We start from the raw sequence: 21,278 nt of genomic DNA, 5'->3' as shown, positions 1-21,278 counted from the left end.
AGCCTACCCCTTCGCCGCCTCCGCGGCGATGCGGGACAGCTCGTCGAAGCGCGGGCCCGAGGTCGGGATCGGGATGTGGAAGACCTCGGCGATCACCTGGGTCCAGCCATGGATGAAATAGGTCCAGCCGTCCTCGACTGTCAGGCCACGCGCCGCCTGCTGGCGCCGGGCCTGGTCCAAAAAAATCAGGTCGCCGCGATAGTTCAGGTCCCAGGCCAGCCCGCGCTGCGGGAACCGCCCGGCATCGGTCAGCGGCGACCCCGGCGCGTCCTTGCCCAGGCCGGTGGCGTTGACCACCACCGAGCCCGGCGTCAGCCCGGCCAGCACCGCATCGTTGTCGGCCGGGGTCGGCGCCAGCACGTAGTCGACCGGCACATCGGCGCCCATCTCGCGATGAATGCGGCGGATCTCATCCAGCCGCGCCTTGCTGCGGTTCGAGACCACGATACGGGACGGCCGGTCGCGTCGGGCCCGCATCGCGTGCCAGGTCAAAGCGATGGTCGAGCCGCCGGCACCGATCGCGAACAGCTCCGCCCCGGTGCGGGCGAAATGGTCCGCCGGCACGAAGGCGTCGAAAGCCAGCCCCGACGAGATCGGGTCCTTGGCGTGGCAGACCAGCCGGCCGCCGGCCTTGGAGATGCAGCTGGTCTCGCCCATCAGCGCCGCATGCGGGTCGATGATTTCGAACTGGTCGCGGCAGGCGTGGAACAGGTCGATCTTGTGGGTGGTGACCAGGGCGCCGAGCGACAACGGGTCGTCGCGCAGGAAGGCCACGGCCGCGCGATAGGCCGCCGGGTCGGCGTGCAGTGGGAAGTCGATGCCGCGGATCACGGCGTCCGCCAGGCCGAGCGCGCGGGCCCAGGCCGGGAACACCTTCATGATCGAGCTTTTGCCGGTGGTGACGCCGATGAAATACAGCGTCGGCTGGATGGCGGGCTGGTAGACGGTCACGGTCAGCCCCCCTGCGACGCCGCGAACAGGGCGTCGATCCGCGCCTGCGGCCGCGGCCGGTAATCCGGATTGTCGACTGCGACCCAGCCGCCCGCGCCGTCATCCAGGATCCGCTGCCGCATGCCGCCGGCCTGCTCGATGATGCTGTAATCCTGCCCGGCATCGGCCGGGTAGCAGAAGCTCATCACCAGCTCCCCATCCCCGACATTGACCGAGCGGTGGATCCAATATGGCGGCACGTAGCAGATGGTGCGCGGTTCGATCTCGACGATGCGGATCTCACCGGACGGCGCTTCCATCAGCATCAGGCCGCGCCCGGCCTCGCCGGCATAGATCTCCGGCCGGTCGGCTTTGGCATGGATGTGGCCGCGGGTCAGGAAGAATTCCCGCCCGATCCGGCCCGGCACCATGCGGGTGACGCCGAAGATCAGGTCGCCGGCGGCGGTGGAGGGCCGGTAATCCTGTACCTCATAGACGATGCGGTCGCCGCCCTCTTCCACCGCCGCCGCGAAGGCCGCCGCGTCGCCGTAGAGGCCGGACAGGTCGGAGAGCCGCTTGACGTAGCGGCCGGTCGCCCCGGCGAGGCCTCCGTCAGTCACGCCGATGACGCATCGCCCCGGCTCACGCAGCTGCATGGTTCGCTCCGATTTCGTAGCAAAATTACGAATGGAGGATGATTGAGCCAGTTTCCTAGTCGTTTCAAGCGCCGATCGGCACATCTCTTCCCAAAATCGAATTGACCATCCGTCGATTCGGTACTTTAACTACCAAACCGGGTCGGCGCAGGCCCGGGCACCCAGGGGAGGATCCGGATGTTGAAGACCGCGTTGGCGGCCAGCCTGGCCACGACCGCCCTCCTGATCGGCGGCGCCCAGGCGGCGGACTGCATGATCGGCATCTCGATGAAGACGCTGAACGCGCCCTATTTCGCGGCGCAGGAGGCCGCGGCCAAGGACCAGGCCGCCAAGGCCGGCTGCCAGGTGGCCACGGCCGACGCCCAGAACGACATGGGCAAGCAGATCGGCGACGTCGAGGACATGGTGTCCAAGGGCGTCAACCTGCTGATCATCAACGCCGCCGACCCGCAGGGGCTGGTGCCCGCCATCAACGCCGCGGCCGCGGCAGGGGTGAAGGTGATCGCGATCGACAGCACGGTCGACCCGAAGGCGAAATACATCACCCTGATCCAGTCCTCGAACGACCAGAACGGCTTCCAGGTCGGCCAGTGGCTGGCGCAGTCGTCCCAGGGCAAGGCCTTGAAGATCGCCCTGATCTCCGGCGAGAAAGGCAATGTCGTCGGGCAGGAGCGCCGGCTGGGCGTGTTCCGCGGCCTCGTGGAAGGCCAGCTGGTCAATGACGGCAAGGTCAGCTTCAGCGTGGTCGGCCAGGGCTGGGGCGGCTGGACGCATGAGGGCGGGCTGAAGGCGATGGAGGACCTGCTGGTCGCCCATCCCGACATCAATGTCGTGCTCGGCGAGAACGATTCCATGGTGCTGGGCGCCCGCAAGGCGCTGGAGGCGGCGGGCAAGACCAAGGACGTGCTGCTGCTGGCCGCCGCCGACGGGCAGAAGGAGGCGCTGCAGCTGATCCAGGAGGGGCAATACGGCGCCACCGGGCTGAACGACCCGGACCTGATCGCCCGCACCGCGGTCGATGTCGGCATGAAGGCGCTGGACGGGTCGCTGCCCGCCGATTTCCCGCGCGTCGACCTGACCACGCCCGCCGCCATCACCAAGGACAACGTGGCCAAATACTACCGGCCCGACGCCGTTTTCTAGAGCACAGGTATGGGCATGCTCATATTGCCTCTCCCGCCGGACGCGGGAGAGGCAATCCGCCCGCACCCATCCGACTTTGGCCGAAGCAGGCGGCAAGGAGCGTCATGACCGATCTGGTGGATCTGCGCGGCATCGCCAAGTCCTTCGGCGGCGTCCGGGCCCTGGCCGGGGTCGACTTCACGGTGCGGCCCGGCGAGGTCCATGCCCTATTGGGCGAGAACGGCGCCGGCAAGTCGACGCTGATGCGGGTGCTGGGCGGCGAGATGCGGCCCGATGCCGGCGAGGTGCGGATCGAGGGCCGGCCGGTCGCGTTCGGCGGCCCGCGCGAGGCGCTGGAGCGCGGCATCGCCGTGATCCATCAGGAGCTGGCGCTGGCGCCCGACCTGTCGGTGGCCGAGAACATCTTCATGCGCGAGCTGCCACGTGTGATCGGCTGGCGCGGCCTGAACCGCCGCGCCCGCGCTTTGATCGACCGGCTGGGCTTCGACATCGACCCGCGCCGCCTGGTCGGCGACCTGGCCGTCGCCCACCAGCAGGTGGTGGAGATCGCCAAGGCGCTGTCGCGAGACGTCCGCGTCATCGTCTTCGACGAGCCGACGGCGGTGCTGGCGGCCCGCGACGCCGAGCGGCTGCACCGGATCATCGCCGACCTGCGCGGCGCCGGGGTCGGCATCGTCTACATCTCGCACCGGCTGGAGGAGGTGTTCCGCATCGCCGACCGGATGACGGTGATGAAGGACGGCCGCACGGTCGGCACCGTGACGTCGCAGGAGGCCGGGATCGACGACGTCATCCGCATGATGGTCGGCCGGCCGCTGTCGGCCATGTTCGCCGACAAGTCCCGCCGCAAGCCGGGGGCGGAGGCGCTGCGGGTCGAGAGCCTGCGCGCCGGCACAAGGGTGCGCGGCGTCAGCCTCGCCGTCAGGGCCGGCGAGATCCTGGGGCTGGGCGGGCTGGTCGGGTCCGGCCGCACCGAGACGGCGCGGCTGATCTTCGGCGCCGACCGGCGCGACGGCGGCGACATCTTCCGCAACGGCCGCAAGGTCGCCATCCGCTCCCCGCTCGACGCCGTGGCCGCCGGCATCGGGCTGGTGCCGGAGGACCGCAAGGGCCAGGGCGTGATCCTGGGCCTGTCGATCCGGGTCAACGCCACCATGGCGCGGCTGAAGCCGGTGGTGAACCCGCTGGGCTTCATCCGCCGCGGCGCCGAGAAGCGCCTGGTCGGCGACCTCGCCGGCAGCCTGCGGGTCAAGGCCGCGGGGGTCGAGGCGCCGGTCTCCAGCCTGTCGGGCGGCAACCAGCAGAAGGTGGCGCTGGCCAAGTGGTTCCATGTCGGCGGCGAGGTCATCATCCTCGACGAGCCGACGCGCGGCGTCGATGTCGGCGCCAAGGCCGAGATCTACGCCCTGATCGAGCGCATGGCCGCCGAGGGCAAGGCAGTGATCGTGATCTCGTCGGAGCACCAGGAGCTGTTCGGCCTGTGCGACCGGGTGCTGGTGATGAGCGAAGGCGAGATCCGCGGCGAGCTGCCGCCGGAGCGCTACAGCGAGGAAAACCTGCTGTCGCTGGCGATGACCCGCCGCGACGGCGAGTTGAGGATGGCCGGCTGATGACCACCACGACCGCCGGGACGCCGGACACGCCCCGCAGCCGCACCGATATCGGCGAGCTATTCCACCGCTACGGCACCTTCTGCATCTTCGTGCTGCTGATCGTCGGCGCGCATCTGCTGTCGCCCGCCTTCCTGACTGAGCGGAACATCATGAACGTGCTGCGCCAGATCTCCGGCACCGGGATCATGGCGGTGGGCATGCTGCTGGTGATCCTGACCCGCGGCATCGACCTTTCGGTCGGATCGGTCTCGGCGCTGGGCAGCGTGCTGTCCGCGTACCTGGTGGCCAGTTGGTCGCCGGAGACATCGACCGTTCTGGTGGTGCTGGCCGGCGCCGGCTGCGGTCTGGTCACCGGCATTCTGGTCGCCTATCTCAGGCTGCCGGCCTTCGTCATGACCCTCGCCATGATGACCGCGGCGCGCGGCCTGTCGCTGATCATCTCGAACGGCCAGCCGATCCTCTTGGGCGACAGCGGCCAGGCCTTCACCGATTTCGGCGCCGGCTTCCTGTTCGGCGTGCCGCAGCCGGTCCTCCTGATGTTCGCCGTGTTCATCGTCGGCGGGGTGGTGCTGGGCTTCACCAAGTTCGGCCGCATCGTCCGGGCCATCGGCTCGAATGAGGAGGCGGTGCGCCTGTCCGGCATCGCCGTGCCGCGCTATGTCTGCGCGGTCTATGTCATCTCCGGCGCGCTGGCGGCGCTGGCCGGCATCATCTCCACCGCCCGGGCGGGGGTCGGCTCGGCCCAGGTCGGCGTCGGGGCCGAGCTGGCGGTGATCGCCGCGGTGGTGATCGGCGGCGCCAGCCTGATGGGCGGGCGCGGCGGCGCGGTCAACACGCTGCTGGGCGCCATGGTGATGGGGGTGATCGGCAACATCATGAACCTGGCCAATGTCCCGGGCTATCATCAGCAGGTCCTGATGGGCGCGATCATCGTGATCGCCGTGCTGCTGCAGCACGGCACGCGCTGGCTGCGCCGGCATTAGGCCTGCCGCACGGAGCCAGAATGACCCGGGACCTAGCCCTTTCGATCGATGTCGGCACCGGCAGCGCGCGGGCGGCGCTGGTCGAGGACGGCGGCCGGATCCTGGCCATCGCCGCGAAGGAGCATGAGCAGATCGTGCCGCAATTCGGCTGGTCGGAGCAGCGGCCGGCCGATTGGTGGGCCGGGGTCGTGCAGTCGATCCGGACCGTGCTGGACCAGGTCGAGGGCGGCCGCAACCGCGTCGCCGCGATCTGCGCCTGCGGCCAGATGCATGGCACGGTGCTGGTCGACGATACCGGCGCCCTGACCCGCGACACCGTCCCCTTGTGGAACGACAAGCGGACGCTGGACCTCGTCGCCGCGTTCGAGCGCGATCATGCGCCGGAAAGCTACCTGGCCGAGAGCGGCAACCCTCCGACGCCGGCCTGGCCGGGCTTCAAGCTGGCCTGGATCCGCAACCACGATCCCGAGGCTTGGCGCCGGACGGCGGCCGTGATGATGCCGAAGGACTATGTCAATTTCCGCCTGACCGGCGAGATCGCGATGGAGGCGACGGAGGGGTCCTGCAGCTTCCTGATGACCCCGGCGACGCGCGACTGGTCGCCCGCGATGATCGCGCTGCTGGGCCTGGACCCGGCCAAGCTGCCGCGGCTGCGGTCGCCGCTGGAGATCCTGGGCGGCGTCACCGCCGCGGCGGCCGCCGAGACCGGCCTCTTGGAAGGCACACCGGTGCTGGTCGGCGGCGCCGACTATCCGATGGCGCTGCTGGGCTCCGGCGCCTGCCGGCCGGGGCTGGTCTCCGACGTCACCGGCACCTCTTCGATTATCACCCTGATCACCGAGGCGCCGCTACTGGACCCCGAGATCTGCAACGTCGCCACGATCGAGGGCGGCTGGGGGCCGTTCGTGCTGCTGGAGAGCGGCGGCGACGCCATGCGCTGGGCCCGCCGCGCCTTGCATGAGGGCGCGCTAAGCTATCCCGAGATCGTCGCCAAAGCCGCCGAGGCCGCGCCGGGCGCCGGCGGCCTGTTCTTCCTGCCCTATCTGGTGGGCGAGCGGCTGGGCACCCACCGCAACGCCCGAGCGCAGTTCTTCGGCCTCGGCGCCGGGCACGGCCTGGCCGAGCTGCACCGGGCGGTGCTGGAGGGCGTGGCCTTCGCCGTCACCCGCCACATCCGGGTGATGGAGGCTGCGTCGGGCCGGCCGCTGGACCGGCTGATCGCATCGGGCGGCGGCGCCAAGACCGAGCTGTGGCTGAAGATCAAGGCCAGCGCCGCCGGCCTGCCGATCCTGGTGCCGGAGGAGGCGGAATGCGGTGTGGTCGGCTGCGCCGCCATGGTCGCCGCCGCCACCGGCCGGTTCGGCACGGTGCAGGAGGCGGCCGGGGCTTTCGTGCACTACGGCGCCGAGGTCGCCCCCGACCCTGCCTGGGCCGAGCGCTACGCCCAGATGCAGCCGGTGTTCGACCGGATCTACCGGCGCAGCCAGGCGCTGTATGACGATCTGGATGGGATTGCGTCGTAGCCCTCCGAACCCAAATGAGTCCCCCCTCCCCTTGCGGGAGGGGGCTAGGGGGAGGGGGTTGTCGAGCGAGGAGAGCAGGAGTCGGGAGATCCGTTCTGGCGGTTAGAACCCCCTCCCCTACCCCCCTCCCGCAGGGGGAGGGGGACTAAAATGGGTCAGCCGGCTCGTCTCACACCGCATCCCACTCCGGCGCCAAGCCCTCCGGGCTGACCAGGCGGCCGTCGGGGCGGGCCAAATCGTGGATCGCCGCCATTTCCTCGGCCGAGAGCGCGAAGTCGAAGATCGCCTGGTTGGCCGCGGCGCGGGCCTCGCTGACCGTCTTGGACAGGGCGACGACGCCCGGCTGCTGCACCAGCCAGCGCAGCACCACCTGGGCCTCGCTCCTGCCGTGGCGCCCGGCGATAGCCTTGATGACCGGGTCGCCGATCACCTTGCCGTCGGCCATGCCGTAATAGGCGGTCACGCTCATCCCGGCCTTGTAGGCCGCCGCCAGCACCGGCGCCTGGCTCAGATATGGGTGATACTCGACCTGGTTGGTTGCCAGCGGCGCGGCGCTCAACGCCTCGGCCTCCGCCATCAGCGCGGTGCTGAAGTTGCTGACGCCGATATGGCGCACCTTGCCGGCGGCCTTGACCTCGTTCAGCGCGCCGATCTGTTCGGCCAGCGGCACCTGCCGGTTCGGCCAGTGCAGCAGCAGCATGTCGACATGGTCGGTGCCGAGCTTGCGCAGGCTGTCGTCCACCGAGCGCAGGAAGGCGTCATGCCGGTAGTTCTCGACCCAGACCTTGGTGGTCAGGAACACGTCGTTGCGGGCGATGCCGGAGGCGGCAAGGCCTGCGCCAACCTCGGCCTCGTTGCCATAGATCTGCGCGGTGTCGATGTGGCGGTAGCCGGTGGACAGCACGTGCCGGACCATGCGGGCGGTGTCCGCGCCGTTCATCCGGAAGGTGCCGAAGCCGAGCGCCGGGATCTCGGCGCCATTGGCGGTGACGAAGGGGGTGGTCATGCGGTGTCCTGTCTGTCCTGTGTCGGGCCGGAATGTGGTCGGGACCGGTGACGGCGAGAACCCGGCCGGTCAGATCATGACTTGTGAAGCCGGTTCACAGATGGTTGTCCGGCCCCGCCGCTTCCCGAAGCCGCCCCCTGCTCTCATCTTCCTGCCATGACCATGGATGAGGGCACGGACATGACCATCTTCCTGACCGGCGCCAGCGGCTATATCGGCGGCGCCGTCGCGGTGCGGCTGCTGCGCGACGGGCACCGGATCCGCGGCCTGCTGCGTTCACCGGAGAGGGCGGCCCAGCTTCAGGCGCTGGGCATCGAGCCGGTGATCGGCGACCTGTCGGACACCGCGCTGCTGGCGCGCGAGGCCGAGGCCGCCGACGCCGTCATCAACACCGCCAGCGCCGACGACCGGCCAGCGGCCGAGGCCCTGCTCGACGCACTGGCCGGCAGCGGCAAGCCCTTCCTGCACACCAGCGGCACCAGCGTGGTGGCCGACGATGCCCGCGGCGAATGGGCGTCCGACAAGATCTATGACGAGGACACCCCGGTCGAGCCGGTGCCGGGCAAGGCGGCACGCGTCGCCATCGACCGGCTGATCGTCGACGCCGCCCGGCGCGGCGTTCGGTCGGCGGTGCTGTGCAACAGCCTGATCTATGGCACCGGGCCCGGGCTGAACCCGAACAGCGTACAGATCCCGGCGCTGGTGGCGCAGGCCCGCAAGACCGGCGTGGTCCGTCCTGTCGGGCAGGGCCTGAACATCTGGTCGAACGTGCATGTCGACGACATGGCGGATCTCTACGCCCTGGCGCTGGGGCGCGCCCCGGCCGGCGCCTTCTACTATGTCGAGAACGGCGAGACGTCCTTCGCCGACGCCGCGGCGGCGATCGCCCGGCGGCTCGGCCTCGGCGCGCCTCAGCCCTGGCCGGCCGACGACGCCATCGCCGCGCTGGGCTTCGGCCATGCCGTCTATTCCCTGGGCTCGAACAGCCGGGTGCGCGGCAAGCGCGCCCGGGCGGAGCTGGGCTGGGCGCCGAGGCACGCCTCGCTGACCGGGTGGATCGAGACTGAAATGCCAGTGGGTTGAGGCACGCACGTCCAGACACATGGCTTCTCCCGCTTCCGAGCGGCCTATCACGGGATCCATCTTTCGTCGTCTTGCGAGGAGGCGAAGCCGACGAAGCAATCCAGGGGCCGGTGCGAGCCGCCCCTGGATTGCTTCGCTGCGCTCGCAATGACGGTGCTGGAAACCTCGGGAGAGCCGCAGGCCCCTACCCCCGCAGATACCGCGCGAAATCGGCGAGAATCAGGGCCCAGCCCTGGGGCGAGGCCATGCCGTCGCGCAGCTTCCCGGCCCCGTCGCCATGCCGCTCGAAGTCGCGGTGCTCCAGCTCGACCCGGGTGCCGCTGCCCTCCGGCAGGAAGAGGATCTCGACTTCGCTGGCTCGCGCCTCCGGCTCGGGCTGCCGGTCGGCGCCGACGGCGAAGGACAGCACCAGCCGCGACGGCGGCTCCCAGGCGCGGACCTCGCCCCAGGCGGTCTCCCGGCCGGCATGGTCGCGCTCGAACCACAGGCCGCCGGCCCTCGGTTCGATCACGGCAGTATCGAGCTCTGCTCCGGCATAGGTGTAGGCGAGCGGCCACCAGCGGCCGAGCTCACCGGTGAAAATCCCGAAGGCGCGGTCCGGCGGCGCGTCGACGGTGATGCTGGTCCGGACCGGGCTGACGGCGATCATAGCGGCGTCCTCCTCGAAGATCGGCTTCGAGTCAGCAACAGGCCGGAGTGCCGGTCGGTTGCCGTCAGGCGGCGACCAGGCCGCGCCTGGTCTCGGACAGGAATTCCAGCAGCTCGACCACGCCCTTGTCGCCGCCATGCTCGTGACGGACGCGGGCCATCCGCTCCGCCTTCTCCCCCGTGCCGCGGAACAGCATGCGGAAGACGCGGCGCAGGGCCAGCACCTCCGGCTCGCTGAAGCCGTGGCGGCGTAGCCCGACCTCGTTCAGCGAGACCAGCCGCGCCCGGTCGCCCTGGACCAGGCAGAAGGGCGGCACGTCCTGCGCCACCATGGCGCCGGCGGCGACGAAGGCATGGGCGCCGATGCGGGTGAACTGATGCACCCCGGCCAGGCCGCTGACATGGACATGGTCGCCGACCTCGACATGGCCGGCCAGGGTCGCGGCGTTGGCGAACTGGGCGTGGCTGCCGATGCGGCAGTCATGGGCGATATGCGAGCAGGCCATGAACAGGTTGCCGTCGCCGATCGCAGTCAGCCCGCCAGAGACGCCGACGCCCGGCTGGATGGTGACGTATTCGCGGATGATGTTGTCATCGCCGATGGCCAGCCGCGTCTCCTCGCCCTTCCATTTCAGGTCCTGCGGCGGTGCGCCGACCGAGGCGAACTGGAAGATGTGGTTGCCGTCGCCGATCTCGGTCCGCCCCTCGATCACCGCATGCGGGCCGACCACGCAGTCGCGGCCCAGCCGGACCTTCGGCCCGATCACGGCATAGGCGCCGACACGAGTGCCCTCGCCGATCTCGGCGCCCGGCTCGATGATCGCGGTGCGGTGGATCAGGGTCATGCGGAATTCCGGATGGACACGACAGGCGGCCGGACAGAGCGGCACGCCGGCGATCCTGCCGTCTTGGAGGCCAAGGCGGAATTCAAAAATTGTTTCAAATCATTGCGTTGGCGGGCGATGCAGCAATTCTGGCCGCTCCGGATCCCGCAAGGCATAATCCGGTGCGACACTGCGGGAGGACGCCGATGGACCCGTCGACGCTGCTGATCTACGCCGTCACGCTCGGCGTCGCCTGCGCCGTGCCGGGACCGACCACCGCGGCGCTGGTGGCGCGGGTGCTGGGGCGCGGCAGTCGGGGGGCCCTGGCCTTCTGCGCCGGGCTGATGGCCGGCGACCTGCTGTGGCTGGGCGCCACGGCGCTGGGCCTGGCCATGCTGGCGGCGACGCTGCAGCCGGTCTTCGTCGTGATCAAATATGCCGGCGCGGCCTATCTGCTGTACCTGGCCTGGAAACTGTGGACCGCCCCGCCGGCGGCTCCGGCGGAGACCCAGCCGGTGCGCGGCGAGGGCCTGCGGCTGTTCCTGACCGGCATCTCGGTCTGCCTCGGCAACCCGAAGACGACGCTGTTCTACCTGGCGCTGCTGCCGACCATCATCGACCTGCAACGCCTGAGCTGGATCGGCTTCGGCGAGCTCGCCGCGACGCTGGTCGTGGTCTATGGCGCGGTGCTGGCGGCCTATGTGATCCTCGCCCTGCGCGCCCGCCGGATGTTCCGCTCGCCGCGGGCGCTGAAGGCGATCAACCGCGGCACCGGCGCCGTGATGGCCGGCGCCGCGGTGGCGGTCGCGACCCGTTAACCGACGGCGGCGATCACCGCATCGCAGACGCGGTCGGCATCGGCGTCAGAGAGGAAGGGGTGCATCGGCAGGCTCAGCACCTCGCGGCTCAGCGCCTCGCTGACCGGCAGCGAGCCCTCGCCCTCGCCATGGGCGCGGTAGGCCTCGGCCAGGTGCATCGGCGTCGGATAGTAGATCGCGGTCGGCACCCCGGCCTTGCCCAGCTTCGCCCGCACCGTGTCGCGGTCGGCCACGCGGATGGTGTACTGGGCCCAGGCGCAGGTCAGCCCGTCCGGCATCACCGGGGTCTGGATCCGGTTGGACAGCCGGGCCGAATAGTGCCGGGCCAGCTTGTCGCGGGCCGCCAGCTCCTCGCCGAAGCTGGGCAGCTTGGCCAGCAGCACCGCCGCTTGGATGGTGTCGAAGCGGGCGTTCAGCCCGACCCGCACGGTGTCGTAGCGGCTCTTGCCCTCGCCATGGACGCGGATCGACTTGAGGATCGCGGCCAGCTCGTCGTCATCGGTGAAAATGGCACCGCCATCGCCGTAGCAGCCCAACGGCTTGGCCGGGTAGAAGCTGGTGGCGGTGACCGGCGCCAGCGACCCGACCGGACGACCGTGGAAGGCGCCGCCGAAGCTCTGCGCCGCGTCGTCGATCACGAACAGGCCATGCGCGTCGGCGATCGCCTGCAGCGCCGGATAGTCGACCGGCAGGCCGAACAGGTCGACCGCGATCAGCGCCTTGGGCTTGAGCGTGCCGGCCGCCTTGACCGCGGCGATGCGGCGCTCGAGATCCGCCATGTCGATCAGGTAGGTCTGCGGATCGACATCGACGAAGACCGGCGACGCGCCGAGCAGCAGGATCGCCTCGGCCGTCGCGGTGAAGGTGAAGGCCGGCACGAAGACGGCGTCGCCCGGGCCGATCCCGCGCGCCATCAGCGGCATGATCAGCGCATCGGTGCCGCTGGCCACCGTTAGGCAATGCCGGACGCCGGCGCGGTGCGCCAGCTCGTCCTCCAGCTCCGCCACCTCCGGCCCCAGGATGTACTGACCGTGGTCGAGCACCGCATGGATGCGGGCGTCGATCAGGGGCTTCAGGCGGGCGTATTGCTGCTTGAGGTCGACGAAGGGAAGCGACACGGGCGAGCCTCAGGATGATCGGAACTCGGGGTGATGTAACCCCGCCCCGGCCCCGACGCCAGCCAGAAACGCCGTCCGGGACAACGGCCTCAGTGCTCGGTCCCGTCCGGCCCGAGCGAGCGCAGAAGGTCGACCAGACGACGGCGGACCGTCGCGTCCTCGATCCGGTAATAGGCGCGCACCAGTTCCAGCGTCTCGCGGCTGGCGACCATCTCGCTGTCATGCACGGGATGAAGGCCGATGCCGTTCTGCGCGCCGTCCGCCATGCCCTCGAAGAAGTAGCCGACCGGCACGTTGAGGATGCGCGTCAACTGGTGCAGCCGGCTGGCGCTGACGCGATTGGCGCCGCGCTCATACTTCTGGATCTGCTGGAACGATACGCCGAAAGCCGCAGCCAGCTTCTCCTGGCTCATGCCCAGAAGGGTGCGGCGCTGGCGCAGTCGGGTGCCGACATGGACATCCACCGGGTCCGGGCCATCTTCGGTGATGGTCTTGCGCCGGCGCAGTCGGTCCGAGCCGCGGGTCGCCATACTGTTACTTCCTCCTGCGGGCCTCGGCCCGACACCGAATGCGATCGCGAACGATCGATCTGGTGCGGTCCCCCAAGATGCCGCAGTGTCGAACCCGGCCCGCCTCATACTATAGTATGTCGCGAGGAATTCGGCCGCAATACCCGCATAAGGCGATTTGCACCAGCCTCCCTTAACCCGCGCGCCCCAGAACGGGTTCCACGGCCGCGAGGTCGGTCAGCGGAATGTGGCAGCGGATGACATGGCCGTCGGTGCCGGCGCGCTCCGGCGGCGCCTCGGTCTCGCAGATGCCGCCGAGCTTGCGCGGGCAGCGGGTGTTGAACGGGCAGCCCTGCGGCGGGTCCAGCGGGCTCGGCAGCGGCCCTTCCAGGATGATGCGCTTCTTCTCGATCGTCGGGTCGGCGACGGGCACGGCGGCCAGCAGCGCTTCGGTGTAGGGGTGGTAGGGAGGCTGGAAGACGGCGTCGGTCGTCCCCTGCTCCATGATCTGGCCGAGATACATCACCACCACCCGGTCGGCCAGGTAGCGGACCACGCCGAGATCGTGGCTGATGAACAGCAGCGTGGTGCCCGACCGGCGCTGGATGTCGACCAGCAGGCCGGTGACCGCGGCCTGGACCGAGACGTCGAGGGCGGAGACCGGCTCGTCCGCCACTACCATGGCCGGGGCCCCGGCGAAGGCGCGGGCGATGCCGACGCGCTGCTTCTGCCCGCCGGAAAGCTGGCGCGGCTTGCGGTCGATGAAGGCGCGCGGCAGCTTGACCAGGTCGAGCAGACGCAGCACCTCCTCCTCCACCTCGCGCCGGCCCTTCTTGACGCCGAACTTGCGGATCACCCGGCCGATCTGCTGGCCCACGCTCATGCTGGGGTTCAGCGTGTCGTTCGGGTTCTGGAACACCATCTGCAGCGACGACAGCAGTTTGGCGTCGCGCTGCTGCACCGGCTTGCGGCCGATATCGGTGCCGCGGAACGAGACGGTGCCGTCGGTCGCCGTCTCCAGCCCCATCAGCACCCGGGCGAAGGTGGATTTGCCGCAGCCGCTCTCGCCGACGATGGCGACGGTCTGGCCGCCGCGGGCCTCGAAGCTGATCGCCTCATTGGCACGGACGTAGCGGGTGCGGTCGCTGCCGAGCAGGGCGGCGATCGAGCTGTCATAGATCGGGTAATGCTTGCGCATCGCCGCGACCTCCAGCACCGGATGATCATTGGCGGCGACGGCGACGGGCACGGCCTCGACCGGCGCGGGGGCCGGCGGCAGGTGCTCGATCTCCTCCCAGCGCAGGCAGCGCACCCGCCGGGTCTCGCTGGCCAGCAGCATCGGGATCGGGCCTGCGTCGCAGCGCCCGGCCTGGAAATGGTCGCAGCGTGGCCCGAACCAGCAGCCCTGCGGCCGCGCCTGCGGCAGCGGCAGCTGGCCGCGGATCGGCACTAACGGCCGGCTGGTCTTGTCTCGTCCCGGGGTCGGGATGCAGCCGAACAGGCCCTGGGTGTAGGGGTGGCGCGGCGCGGCGAAGATCTGGTCGATGGTGCCGTCCTCGACCGCCTGACCGGCATACATGACGCAGACCCGGTCGCAGGTCTCGCGGATCAGCCCGAGATTGTGGCTGATATAGAGCATGGCGGTGCCGAGAGTCCGGCCCAGCTCGGCGACCAGGTCGACGATGCCGGCCTCGACCGTCACGTCCAGCGCGGTGGTCGGCTCGTCCAGCAGCAGCAGCGACGGGTTCGACAGCAGCGCCATGGCGATGACCACGCGCTGCTGCTGGCCGCCCGAGATCTGGTGCGGATAGGCCTGCATCACCCGGGCGGGGTCGCCCAGCCGCACCCGGCCCAGCATGTCCTGCGCCCGGGCCAGCGCCTGCTCGCGGGTGCAGCCGGGCTCGTGGCACAGCGGCACCTCGGCCAGCTGGTCGCCGATCCGCAGCGCCGGGTTCAGCGCCGCCATCGGCTCCTGGTAGACCATGGCGATCTCGGCGCCGCGGATCCGCCGCAGCTCCTCCTCCGACATCGCCATCAGGTCGCGGCCGCGGAACTTCATGCTGCCGCCGGCGATCCGGCCGTTGCGGCCGAGATAGCGCATGATCGCCATCGCCACGGTCGACTTGCCGCAGCCGCTCTCGCCCACCAGCCCGACGCATTCGCCGGGCCGGATGGTCAGCGAGAAATCGACCACCGCCGGGATCTCCGCGGCGCGGGTGAGGTAGGAGATCGACAGCTTGTCGATCTCCAGGATCGGGGTGGTGGTGTCGCGCGGCGGAATCACCTCGACCGTCATCGCCTTAACCCCATGCCTCCCACCCCTTACGTCCTGCGTCACCTTGCGGCGAGTCGGATGCGGGGGCGGGACGCGAAAAGCGTAGCGGCACTGCGGTCGAGCGGCCCGCGCCCGCAGGCCGCCGCCGCAAGGTGACCCTTCGGGCCGACGCCAGATGCCGATAGGGGGCGTCGAACGGCTTGCCCGATGTCCCGCATCGCGCTGCGCCGCTCTCCTGCCCTATCGGCATCTGGCGTTGGCGCAGGGCGCAAGGGGTGGGAGGCATGGGGTTAATCCTTCAATGAGATCTCGCGCAGACCGTCGGCCAGCAGGTTCAGGCCGAGGACCAGCGACGAGATGGCGATGCAGGGGAAGACCGTCATCCAGGGCGCGAAGGCGGCCATGGCGCGGGTCTCGTTGACCATGCCGCCCCAGTCCGGGTCCGGCGGCGGCAGGCCGAGGCCGAGGAAGCCCAGCACGCCGATGGTGATGATGGTGTAGCCCAGCCGCAGGCAGGCATCGACGATCAACGGCCCGCGGGCGTTGGGCAGGATCTCGACGAACATGATGTAGAGCGAGGATTCGCCGCGGGTCTGCGCCGCGGCGACATAGTCGCGGTTGCGCAGGTCCAGCGTCAGGCCGCGGACGATGCGCATGATGCCGGGGGCGCTGGCGCAGGTGACCGCCAGCACGATGTTGATGCCGGACGGGCCGAAGGTGGTGATGATGACGACGTACAGCACCAGGATCGGGAAGGACAGGATGATGTCCCCGATCCGGCTGAGCACATCGTCCCACAGGCCGCGCTTGTAGCCGGCCAGGAGGCCCATGGTGACGCCCAGCGCATAGGCGCAGGCCGTGGCCAGGGGCGCGTAGATCAGCACCCGGCGCGCGCCCCAGATCACCCGGCTGAGGATGTCACGGCCGAGCTGGTCGGTGCCCAGCCAGAACACCCCGCCATCGGGCGCCATGATGCCGGGCGGCTTGAACGGCAGCAGGTTCTGGTTCGGCGGGAACGGCGCGATCAGCGGCGCCAGGATCGCCACGGCGACCCAGAACAGCACGATCAGCACGCCGACCATGCCGACCCAGCTCTCCCGCAGCAGCAGCGCCGAGCGCAGCGCGCGGAGGATCGGGTTGCGGCCCAGCGAGGAAGGTGGCGGCAGCGAGATCTCGGCCATTCCGACCCCTCAGGTGAAGCGGATGCGCGGGTTGAGGTAGGTGTAGCCGACATCGGCGATGGTCTGCGTCGCCACCGCGACGAAGACCGAGACCATGGCGCAGGCCTGGATCAGGTAGATGTCCTGGTTCAGCGAGGCTTCCAGCAGCAGGGCGCCGAAGCCCTTGTAGCCGAAGAAGGCTTCGACCACGATCACGCCGGACAAGAGCCAGTTGATCTGCAGCACGATCACGGTGAAAGGCGCGATCAGCGCGTTGCGCAGGGCGTGGCGCATGATCACTCGCCTGTAGGGGATGCCCTTCAGCACCGCGGTGCGGATATAAGGGCTCTGCATCACCTCGGCCATCGAGGCGCGCATCATCCGGGTGACGTAACCGAAATCGTACAGCACCAGCACCGCGACCGGCATCACCAGCTGCAGGATGTCGAAGCCCTGGTTCATGCCGCTGGTGCCCGGCAGCCATTTCAGCACCAGCACGAACAGGAAGGACAGGAAGGTGGCCGAGGCGAATTCCGGGATCGAGGTGGTGACGATCGACAGCACCGAGATCGAGCGGTCGGTGGCCGAGCCCTCCCGCATGCCGGCGAGGACGCCGAGCACGACCGAGACCGGCACCATGATCAGGAAGACGAAGGCGGCGAGGATCGCGGTGTTCTCCAGCCGCGGCCAGAGCACCGACGCCACCGATGTCTTGAACCGCAGGCTGTCGCCGAACTCGCCGCTGGCCATCCGGCCGAGCCAGGCGAAGTAGCGCTCGTACCAGGGCGCGAAATAGCCATGTGCCTGGAGCCAGAGCTGGCGCTGCTCTTCCGAGCTGTAGGGGCCGAGGACCTTCACGGCCACCGACGACCCGTTCACTTCCAGGAGGAGGAAGACCAGCAGCGACACCGCCAGCATGGTCAGCACCATGAAGAAGGCGCGCTTGGCGAGGAAGATCAGCATCGCCTGACGGCCTCCTCAAAGCCTTCCGGGTGCAACCGAACCGGGTCCCCCCTCCCCTCGCGGGAGGGGGCTAGGGGGAGGGGGTTGTCGATCGGGGAGAGCGGGCAGTCCTGAAACCAGCCTGTCCGGTGGTTGGACACCGCAGCCGGCTCAGGCGGCACGAACCCCCTCCCCCTGCCCCCCTCCCGCAGGGGGAGGGGGGACTCGATTGTGCTGTGAGGCGACGCCGTCACGCGGACAGCCACACCTTGTCGAGATACATCTCGCGGGCGAAGTGGTAGGCGAAGCCCTGCACCTTGTCCGTGCTGGCGGTGTAGATCTTGAGCCAGAACGGGATGATGCTGATGGCGTCGTCCTGCAGGATCTTCTCGATCTGCTTCACGATCTCCTTGCGCTTCGGCACGTCGATCGTGCCCTGCGCCTGGTTCAGCAGCTTCTCGAACTCCGGGTTGTCGTAGCCGCTCTCGTTCCAGGCCGCGCCCTTGCGGTAGGCGACGTCGAGCACCTGGACGCCGAGCGGCCGGGTAGTCCACTGGGTGACGCTGAACGGCCATTTGGTCCAACGGTCCCAATAGGTGCCGCCGGGCAGGATGTTGACCTTCAGGTTGATGCCGGCGGGCTTCAGCATCTCCGACAGCACCACGCCGATCTGGCCCTCCCATTTCGGGTCGTCGACGCAGTTGATCTCGATGTCGATGCCGTTCGGATGCCCGGCATCGGCCAGCAGCTTCTTGGCCTTGTCGTAATCCTGCTTCATCGCGCCGAGATCGGTGTATTCCGGGTGGATCGGCGCGACGTGGAAGTCCTGGCCGGCGATGCCCAGGCCCTGATAGGCCAGCTGCAGCAGCCGGTCATGGTCGACGCAGGCCTGCACCGCCTGGCGGATGCGCTTGTCGTCGAACGGCTTCTCGGTCACCCGCATGCGGGCGACGCCGACGATCGCCGTGTCCTTGTCGTAGACCTTGAAGGTCGGGTTGGCCTGGTAGCCGGGCAGCAGGTTGGGATCCAGCTTGTACAGCAGGTCGACTTGGCCGGAGGACAAGGCCGCCAGCTCTGCCGCCGGGTCGGCGCCGAGGTCGATGAACTGCAGCTCGTCGACATAGGCGTCGCCGCCCCAATAGCCTTCCTTCCGGGTGAACACCGCGCGCTGGCCGACCGCGTATTCCTTCAGGGTGAAGGGGCCGGTGCCGATCGGGTTCTTGATCAGGTTGGCTTCGTGCTTGGTGGCGAAGTCGCGATGAGTGATCAGCGCCGGATAATCGCCCAGGCTCTCCGGGAAGGACAACATGGCGTTCTGGAAGTGGAAGCGGACCGTGTGATCGTCCACCCGCTCCAGCGCGTTCGGCGCCATCTTGATGGTGTCGCCCTCCTTCACCGTCAGGCCGGCGAAGCGGCCCTGGTTGGAGGAGCCGGTCTTGCTGTCGAGCCAGCGCTCGAAGGTCTTGATCACGTCGTCGGCGTTGAAGGCGTCGCCGTTGCTCCACTTCACGTCCTTGCGGAGCGACAGGGTCCAGACCGTGACGTCGTCATTCGCCTCCCACTTCTCCGCCAGGTGGGGATGCGAGAGGTTGTCGGTGCCGACCCGCACCAGCGGCTCGATCAGCTGCCGTGCGATGTTGCCCTTCTCCGACCAGTCGTAGATCGCCGGGTCGCTGGCATCCATCACGAACATGCCCATCCGCAGCGTGCCGCCCTTGCGCGGCGTGTCCTGGGCGAGGGCTTGCGGCATGAGCGGCTGGCCGGTGATCACCGATGCCACGGAATAGGCGGCCGGGATCGCCAGGCCGAGCAGCACCGATGTGCGCAGGAATTCGCGCCGGTCGAGCCTGCCGTCGCGCAGATCCTCGGCCAGCTTCGGAATCGCGACGTGAACCTTTCCCAGATCCTTGATGTCCATCAGGCTCTCCCTGTCGAGACGCTGGAACCACCCTGTGGGGCGAAGCTTTCTTGTCGTTCTGAAGCCTCGGCCCGCAACGAAGGCCATTAGACGGCCCGCGGGCCATCCAGTTGTTTCCCCTGGCGACGGCGAAGCGCCCGTCCGCGACATCGCAGCCCATGGGACAGCCCACCGGGCCCGACCGGAAGTATCGCGATCGCGGCGGCGATGCGTCAAACCCAAATGCCCTCGCCCAGGCCTCGCCTGCGGCGCGTGGCGCCGTGGCATTGGCGCGGCGGCCCCGCTATCGTCCGGGCGCCGCCAGCGAGGGAGTGCATGAGAGTGGCCTTCGACAATGACGCCGATGTCGAGCTGATCGAGCGCGGGACGGAGTATGCCGGCTTCTTCCGGCTGGACCGGCTGGTGCTGCGCCACCGCCGCTTCGACGGCGGCTGGACAGCGCCGCTGACGCGCGAGCTGGTGCTGCGCCGCCCCGCCGTCGCGCTGCTGCCCTACGACCCGGTCGCCGACCGGGTGGTGCTGCTGGAGCAGTTCCGGCTGGGCGCCTGGATCGCCGACCGGCCGGGCTGGATGGTCGAGATCCCGGCCGGGCTGATCGATGCCGGCGAGTCGCCGGAGCATTCCGCCGCCCGCGAGACCCAGGAGGAGACCGGGCTGGGCGTGGCCGAGCTGCTGCCGGTCGGCGAGTTCGCCACCAGCCCCGGCGGCTTCAACGAATGGGTCACCCTGTTCTGCGGCCGGGTGACGGCACCGGCCGAGCGCAGCCTGCACGGGCTGGCGACCGAGCAGGAGGACATCCGCATCCTGCCGATGCCGGCGGAGGAGGCTCTGGCGATGCTGGCCGAAGGGCGGATCCAGAACGCCATCACCCTGATCGCGCTGCAATGGTTCGCGCTGAACCGCGACTCGCTCCGCCGCCGCTGGGGGTCGCTTGAAGCCACGGGAAGCGCCCTCTAAGGTCTCTCAGGACCTTCGAGAACTGGGACCGAGCATGAGCGACACGCCTTCCCGCCGGATCGTCGACGGCTTCGTCGGCGCCATCGGCAACACGCCGCTGATCCGCCTCGCCCGCCTGTCGGAGGAGACGGGCTGCGAGATCCTGGGCAAGGCCGAGTTCCTGAACCCCGGCGGCTCGGTCAAGGACCGGGCGGCGCTGGCGATCATCCGCGACGCCGAGGCGCGCGGCACGCTGAAGCCGGGCGGCACCATCGTCGAAGGCACGGCCGGCAACACCGGCATCGGCCTGGCGCTGGTCGGCCGGGCGCTGGGCTACCGCAGCGTCATCGTGCTGCCGCGGACCCAGAGCCAGGAGAAGAAGGACGCGATCCGCCTGGCAGGGGCCCGGCTGGTCGAGGTCGATGCCGTGCCCTACAAGGACCCGAACAACTACGTCCGCTATTCCGAGCGGCTGGCGGCCGAGCTGGCGCAGACCGAGCCGAACGGCGCGATCTGGGCCAACCAGTTCGACAATGTCGCCAACCGCGACGGCCATTACCGCACCACCGGGCCGGAGATCTGGGAGCAGACCGGCGGCAAGGTCGACGGCTTCACCTGCGCCGTCGGCACCGGCGGCACGCTGGCCGGCATCGCTTTGGCGCTGAAGGAGCGGAACCCGAAGGTGCAGATCGCCCTGACCGACCCGCTCGGCGCCGCCCTCTACAATTGGTACGAGCATGGCGAGCTGAAGGCCGAGGGCAGCTCGATCACCGAAGGCATCGGCCAGGGCCGGGTGACCAAGAACCTGGAAGGCATGCCGCTCGACTGGGCGCAGCAGGCGACCGACGAGGAAGCCCTGAAGATCCTGTTCGGCCTGGCGCGCGAGGAAGGGCTGCTGCTAGGCGGCTCCACCGGCATCAACCTGGCCGGCGCGGTGAAGATGGCCAGGCGCATGGGGCCGGGCCACACCATTGTCACCATCCTGGCCGATCACGGCAGCCGCTATCAGTCCAAGCTCTACAACCCGGACTTCCTGCGCGAGAAGGGATTGCCGGAACCCGACTGGCTGGAGACCAGCGCATGACCGAATTGCTGTTCCGCGACGACGCCTATGCCCGCGAGGCGACGGCCACCGTGGTCGCCGCGACGCCCGAAGGCATCGTCCTGGACCGGACCGTGTTCTACGCCACCGC

At 69.4% G+C, this 21,278-nt stretch carries 19 protein-coding genes; 8 read left to right on the top strand and 11 right to left on the bottom strand.

From position 1 onward, the window contains the following. Positions 1–3 precede the first annotated feature (3 nt). Positions 4–951 carry a shikimate dehydrogenase family protein gene (locus tag P409_RS02240; RefSeq protein ID WP_034831355.1) on the bottom strand — a complete coding sequence of 316 codons (948 nt, stop codon included), beginning with the start codon at positions 949–951 and terminating at the stop codon, positions 4–6. Between the two features lie 2 nt (positions 952–953). Next, complete coding sequence (locus P409_RS02235) at positions 954–1,586, bottom strand: glucose-6-phosphate isomerase (protein WP_034831353.1); 633 nt, start codon at positions 1,584–1,586, stop codon at positions 954–956. 177 nt (positions 1,587–1,763) lie between these two features. On the opposite strand from P409_RS02235, the gene P409_RS02230 reads away from it, so the two are divergent. The 4 genes from P409_RS02230 to P409_RS02215 all read left to right on the top strand — a co-directional run bounded on the left by P409_RS02230 (position 1,764) and on the right by P409_RS02215 (position 6,848). Continuing rightward, entirely contained in the window at positions 1,764–2,729 is a 966-nt protein-coding gene (locus P409_RS02230) for a substrate-binding domain-containing protein (RefSeq protein ID WP_034831351.1), read from the top strand. 104 nt (positions 2,730–2,833) lie between these two features. Then, complete coding sequence (locus tag P409_RS02225; RefSeq protein WP_034831349.1) at positions 2,834–4,339, top strand: sugar ABC transporter ATP-binding protein; 1,506 nt, start codon at positions 2,834–2,836, stop codon at positions 4,337–4,339. Beyond that, positions 4,339–5,325 carry an ABC transporter permease gene (locus tag P409_RS02220; RefSeq protein WP_034831347.1) on the top strand — a complete coding sequence of 329 codons (987 nt, stop codon included), beginning with the start codon at positions 4,339–4,341 and terminating at the stop codon, positions 5,323–5,325. Before P409_RS02225 ends, P409_RS02220 begins: the two co-directional genes overlap by 1 nt. 20 nt (positions 5,326–5,345) lie before the next feature. Then, positions 5,346–6,848: a xylulokinase gene (locus P409_RS02215; protein WP_034831345.1), complete on the top strand. Its 1,503-nt coding sequence runs from the start codon at positions 5,346–5,348 to the stop codon at positions 6,846–6,848. Positions 6,849–7,017: 169 nt separating this feature from the next. On the opposite strand, the gene P409_RS02210 is transcribed toward P409_RS02215, so the two are convergent. Next, positions 7,018–7,854 carry an aldo/keto reductase gene (locus P409_RS02210; protein WP_034831343.1) on the bottom strand — a complete coding sequence of 279 codons (837 nt, stop codon included), beginning with the start codon at positions 7,852–7,854 and terminating at the stop codon, positions 7,018–7,020. A 180-nt stretch (positions 7,855–8,034) separates the two neighbouring features. Between P409_RS02210 and P409_RS02205 the strand changes: the two genes are divergently transcribed. Then, entirely contained in the window at positions 8,035–8,937 is a 903-nt protein-coding gene (locus tag P409_RS02205) for an NAD-dependent epimerase/dehydratase family protein (protein ID WP_034831376.1), read from the top strand. A gap of 184 nt (positions 8,938–9,121) precedes the next feature. Here the strand turns inward: P409_RS02205 and P409_RS02200 are convergent, their stop codons facing one another. Continuing rightward, the gene (locus P409_RS02200) at positions 9,122–9,586 is read right to left on the bottom strand and encodes an SRPBCC family protein (protein ID WP_052119923.1); all 465 of its coding nucleotides are present in this window, start codon (positions 9,584–9,586) and stop codon (positions 9,122–9,124) included. 64 nt (positions 9,587–9,650) lie between these two features. After that, positions 9,651–10,430, bottom strand: a complete 780-nt coding sequence (gene lpxA / locus P409_RS02195; RefSeq protein WP_034831341.1) for an acyl-ACP--UDP-N-acetylglucosamine O-acyltransferase — start codon at positions 10,428–10,430, stop codon at positions 9,651–9,653. A gap of 185 nt (positions 10,431–10,615) precedes the next feature. On the opposite strand from lpxA, the gene P409_RS02190 reads away from it, so the two are divergent. Then, complete coding sequence (locus tag P409_RS02190; protein WP_034831339.1) at positions 10,616–11,227, top strand: LysE family translocator; 612 nt, start codon at positions 10,616–10,618, stop codon at positions 11,225–11,227. Here P409_RS02190 and P409_RS02185 read toward each other — a convergent pair. The 6 genes from P409_RS02185 to P409_RS02160 form a co-directional block, all read right to left on the bottom strand. Continuing rightward, entirely contained in the window at positions 11,224–12,345 is a 1,122-nt protein-coding gene (locus P409_RS02185) for a DegT/DnrJ/EryC1/StrS family aminotransferase (protein ID WP_034831337.1), read from the bottom strand. The two genes, P409_RS02190 and P409_RS02185, sit on opposite strands and share 4 nt — an antisense overlap. An 89-nt stretch (positions 12,346–12,434) precedes the next feature. Then, positions 12,435–12,875, bottom strand: coding sequence for a helix-turn-helix domain-containing protein (locus tag P409_RS02180; protein ID WP_052119922.1), 441 nt, complete (start codon positions 12,873–12,875; stop codon positions 12,435–12,437). A gap of 172 nt (positions 12,876–13,047) precedes the next feature. Continuing rightward, positions 13,048–15,150 (bottom strand): dipeptide ABC transporter ATP-binding protein, encoded by a 2,103-nt coding sequence (locus P409_RS02175; protein ID WP_052119921.1) that lies wholly within the window; start codon positions 15,148–15,150, stop codon positions 13,048–13,050. A 269-nt stretch (positions 15,151–15,419) separates the two neighbouring features. Beyond that, on the bottom strand, positions 15,420–16,310 hold the full coding sequence (locus P409_RS02170) for an ABC transporter permease (RefSeq protein WP_081991148.1): 891 nt from the start codon (positions 16,308–16,310) through the stop codon (positions 15,420–15,422). A 9-nt stretch (positions 16,311–16,319) separates the two neighbouring features. Further along, positions 16,320–17,252: an ABC transporter permease gene (locus tag P409_RS02165; RefSeq protein WP_034831335.1), complete on the bottom strand. Its 933-nt coding sequence runs from the start codon at positions 17,250–17,252 to the stop codon at positions 16,320–16,322. 229 nt (positions 17,253–17,481) lie between these two features. Next, entirely contained in the window at positions 17,482–19,149 is a 1,668-nt protein-coding gene (locus P409_RS02160) for an ABC transporter substrate-binding protein (RefSeq protein ID WP_034831333.1), read from the bottom strand. Between the two features lie 315 nt (positions 19,150–19,464). On the opposite strand from P409_RS02160, the gene P409_RS02155 reads away from it, so the two are divergent. Both P409_RS02155 and P409_RS02150 read left to right on the top strand, forming a co-directional pair. Beyond that, positions 19,465–20,106, top strand: a complete 642-nt coding sequence (locus P409_RS02155) for an NUDIX domain-containing protein (RefSeq protein ID WP_034831331.1) — start codon at positions 19,465–19,467, stop codon at positions 20,104–20,106. Between the two features lie 34 nt (positions 20,107–20,140). Next, complete coding sequence (locus P409_RS02150; protein WP_034831329.1) at positions 20,141–21,169, top strand: cysteine synthase A; 1,029 nt, start codon at positions 20,141–20,143, stop codon at positions 21,167–21,169. Positions 21,170–21,278 lie beyond the last annotated feature (109 nt).

It is taken from the genome of Inquilinus limosus MP06, assembly GCF_000767795.1.
Lineage (GTDB): Bacteria > Pseudomonadota > Alphaproteobacteria > DSM-16000 > Inquilinaceae > Inquilinus > Inquilinus limosus_E.
Note: the sequence above shows the minus strand (reverse complement) of the source record. Positions and strands in the feature narration are given on the sequence as shown.

Excerpts from the sequence above, each read along its gene's own strand:
- P409_RS02235 (WP_034831353.1), bottom strand. The coding sequence starts at position 1,586 with ATGCAGCTGCGTGAGCCGGGGCGATGCGTCATCGGCGTGACTGACGGA.
- P409_RS02230 (WP_034831351.1), top strand. The coding sequence starts at position 1,764 with ATGTTGAAGACCGCGTTGGCGGCCAGCCTGGCCACGACCGCCCTCCTG.
- P409_RS02225 (WP_034831349.1), top strand. The coding sequence starts at position 2,834 with ATGACCGATCTGGTGGATCTGCGCGGCATCGCCAAGTCCTTCGGCGGC.
- P409_RS02220 (WP_034831347.1), top strand. The coding sequence starts at position 4,339 with ATGACCACCACGACCGCCGGGACGCCGGACACGCCCCGCAGCCGCACC.
- P409_RS02215 (WP_034831345.1), top strand. The coding sequence starts at position 5,346 with ATGACCCGGGACCTAGCCCTTTCGATCGATGTCGGCACCGGCAGCGCG.
- P409_RS02210 (WP_034831343.1), bottom strand. The coding sequence starts at position 7,854 with ATGACCACCCCCTTCGTCACCGCCAATGGCGCCGAGATCCCGGCGCTC.
- P409_RS02205 (WP_034831376.1), top strand. The coding sequence starts at position 8,035 with ATGACCATCTTCCTGACCGGCGCCAGCGGCTATATCGGCGGCGCCGTC.
- P409_RS02200 (WP_052119923.1), bottom strand. The coding sequence starts at position 9,586 with ATGATCGCCGTCAGCCCGGTCCGGACCAGCATCACCGTCGACGCGCCG.
- lpxA (WP_034831341.1), bottom strand. The coding sequence starts at position 10,430 with ATGACCCTGATCCACCGCACCGCGATCATCGAGCCGGGCGCCGAGATC.
- P409_RS02190 (WP_034831339.1), top strand. The coding sequence starts at position 10,616 with ATGGACCCGTCGACGCTGCTGATCTACGCCGTCACGCTCGGCGTCGCC.
- P409_RS02180 (WP_052119922.1), bottom strand. The coding sequence starts at position 12,875 with ATGGCGACCCGCGGCTCGGACCGACTGCGCCGGCGCAAGACCATCACC.
- P409_RS02175 (WP_052119921.1), bottom strand. The coding sequence starts at position 15,150 with ATGACGGTCGAGGTGATTCCGCCGCGCGACACCACCACCCCGATCCTG.
- P409_RS02170 (WP_081991148.1), bottom strand. The coding sequence starts at position 16,310 with ATGGCCGAGATCTCGCTGCCGCCACCTTCCTCGCTGGGCCGCAACCCG.
- P409_RS02165 (WP_034831335.1), bottom strand. The coding sequence starts at position 17,252 with ATGCTGATCTTCCTCGCCAAGCGCGCCTTCTTCATGGTGCTGACCATG.
- P409_RS02160 (WP_034831333.1), bottom strand. The coding sequence starts at position 19,149 with ATGGACATCAAGGATCTGGGAAAGGTTCACGTCGCGATTCCGAAGCTG.
- P409_RS02155 (WP_034831331.1), top strand. The coding sequence starts at position 19,465 with ATGAGAGTGGCCTTCGACAATGACGCCGATGTCGAGCTGATCGAGCGC.
- P409_RS02150 (WP_034831329.1), top strand. The coding sequence starts at position 20,141 with ATGAGCGACACGCCTTCCCGCCGGATCGTCGACGGCTTCGTCGGCGCC.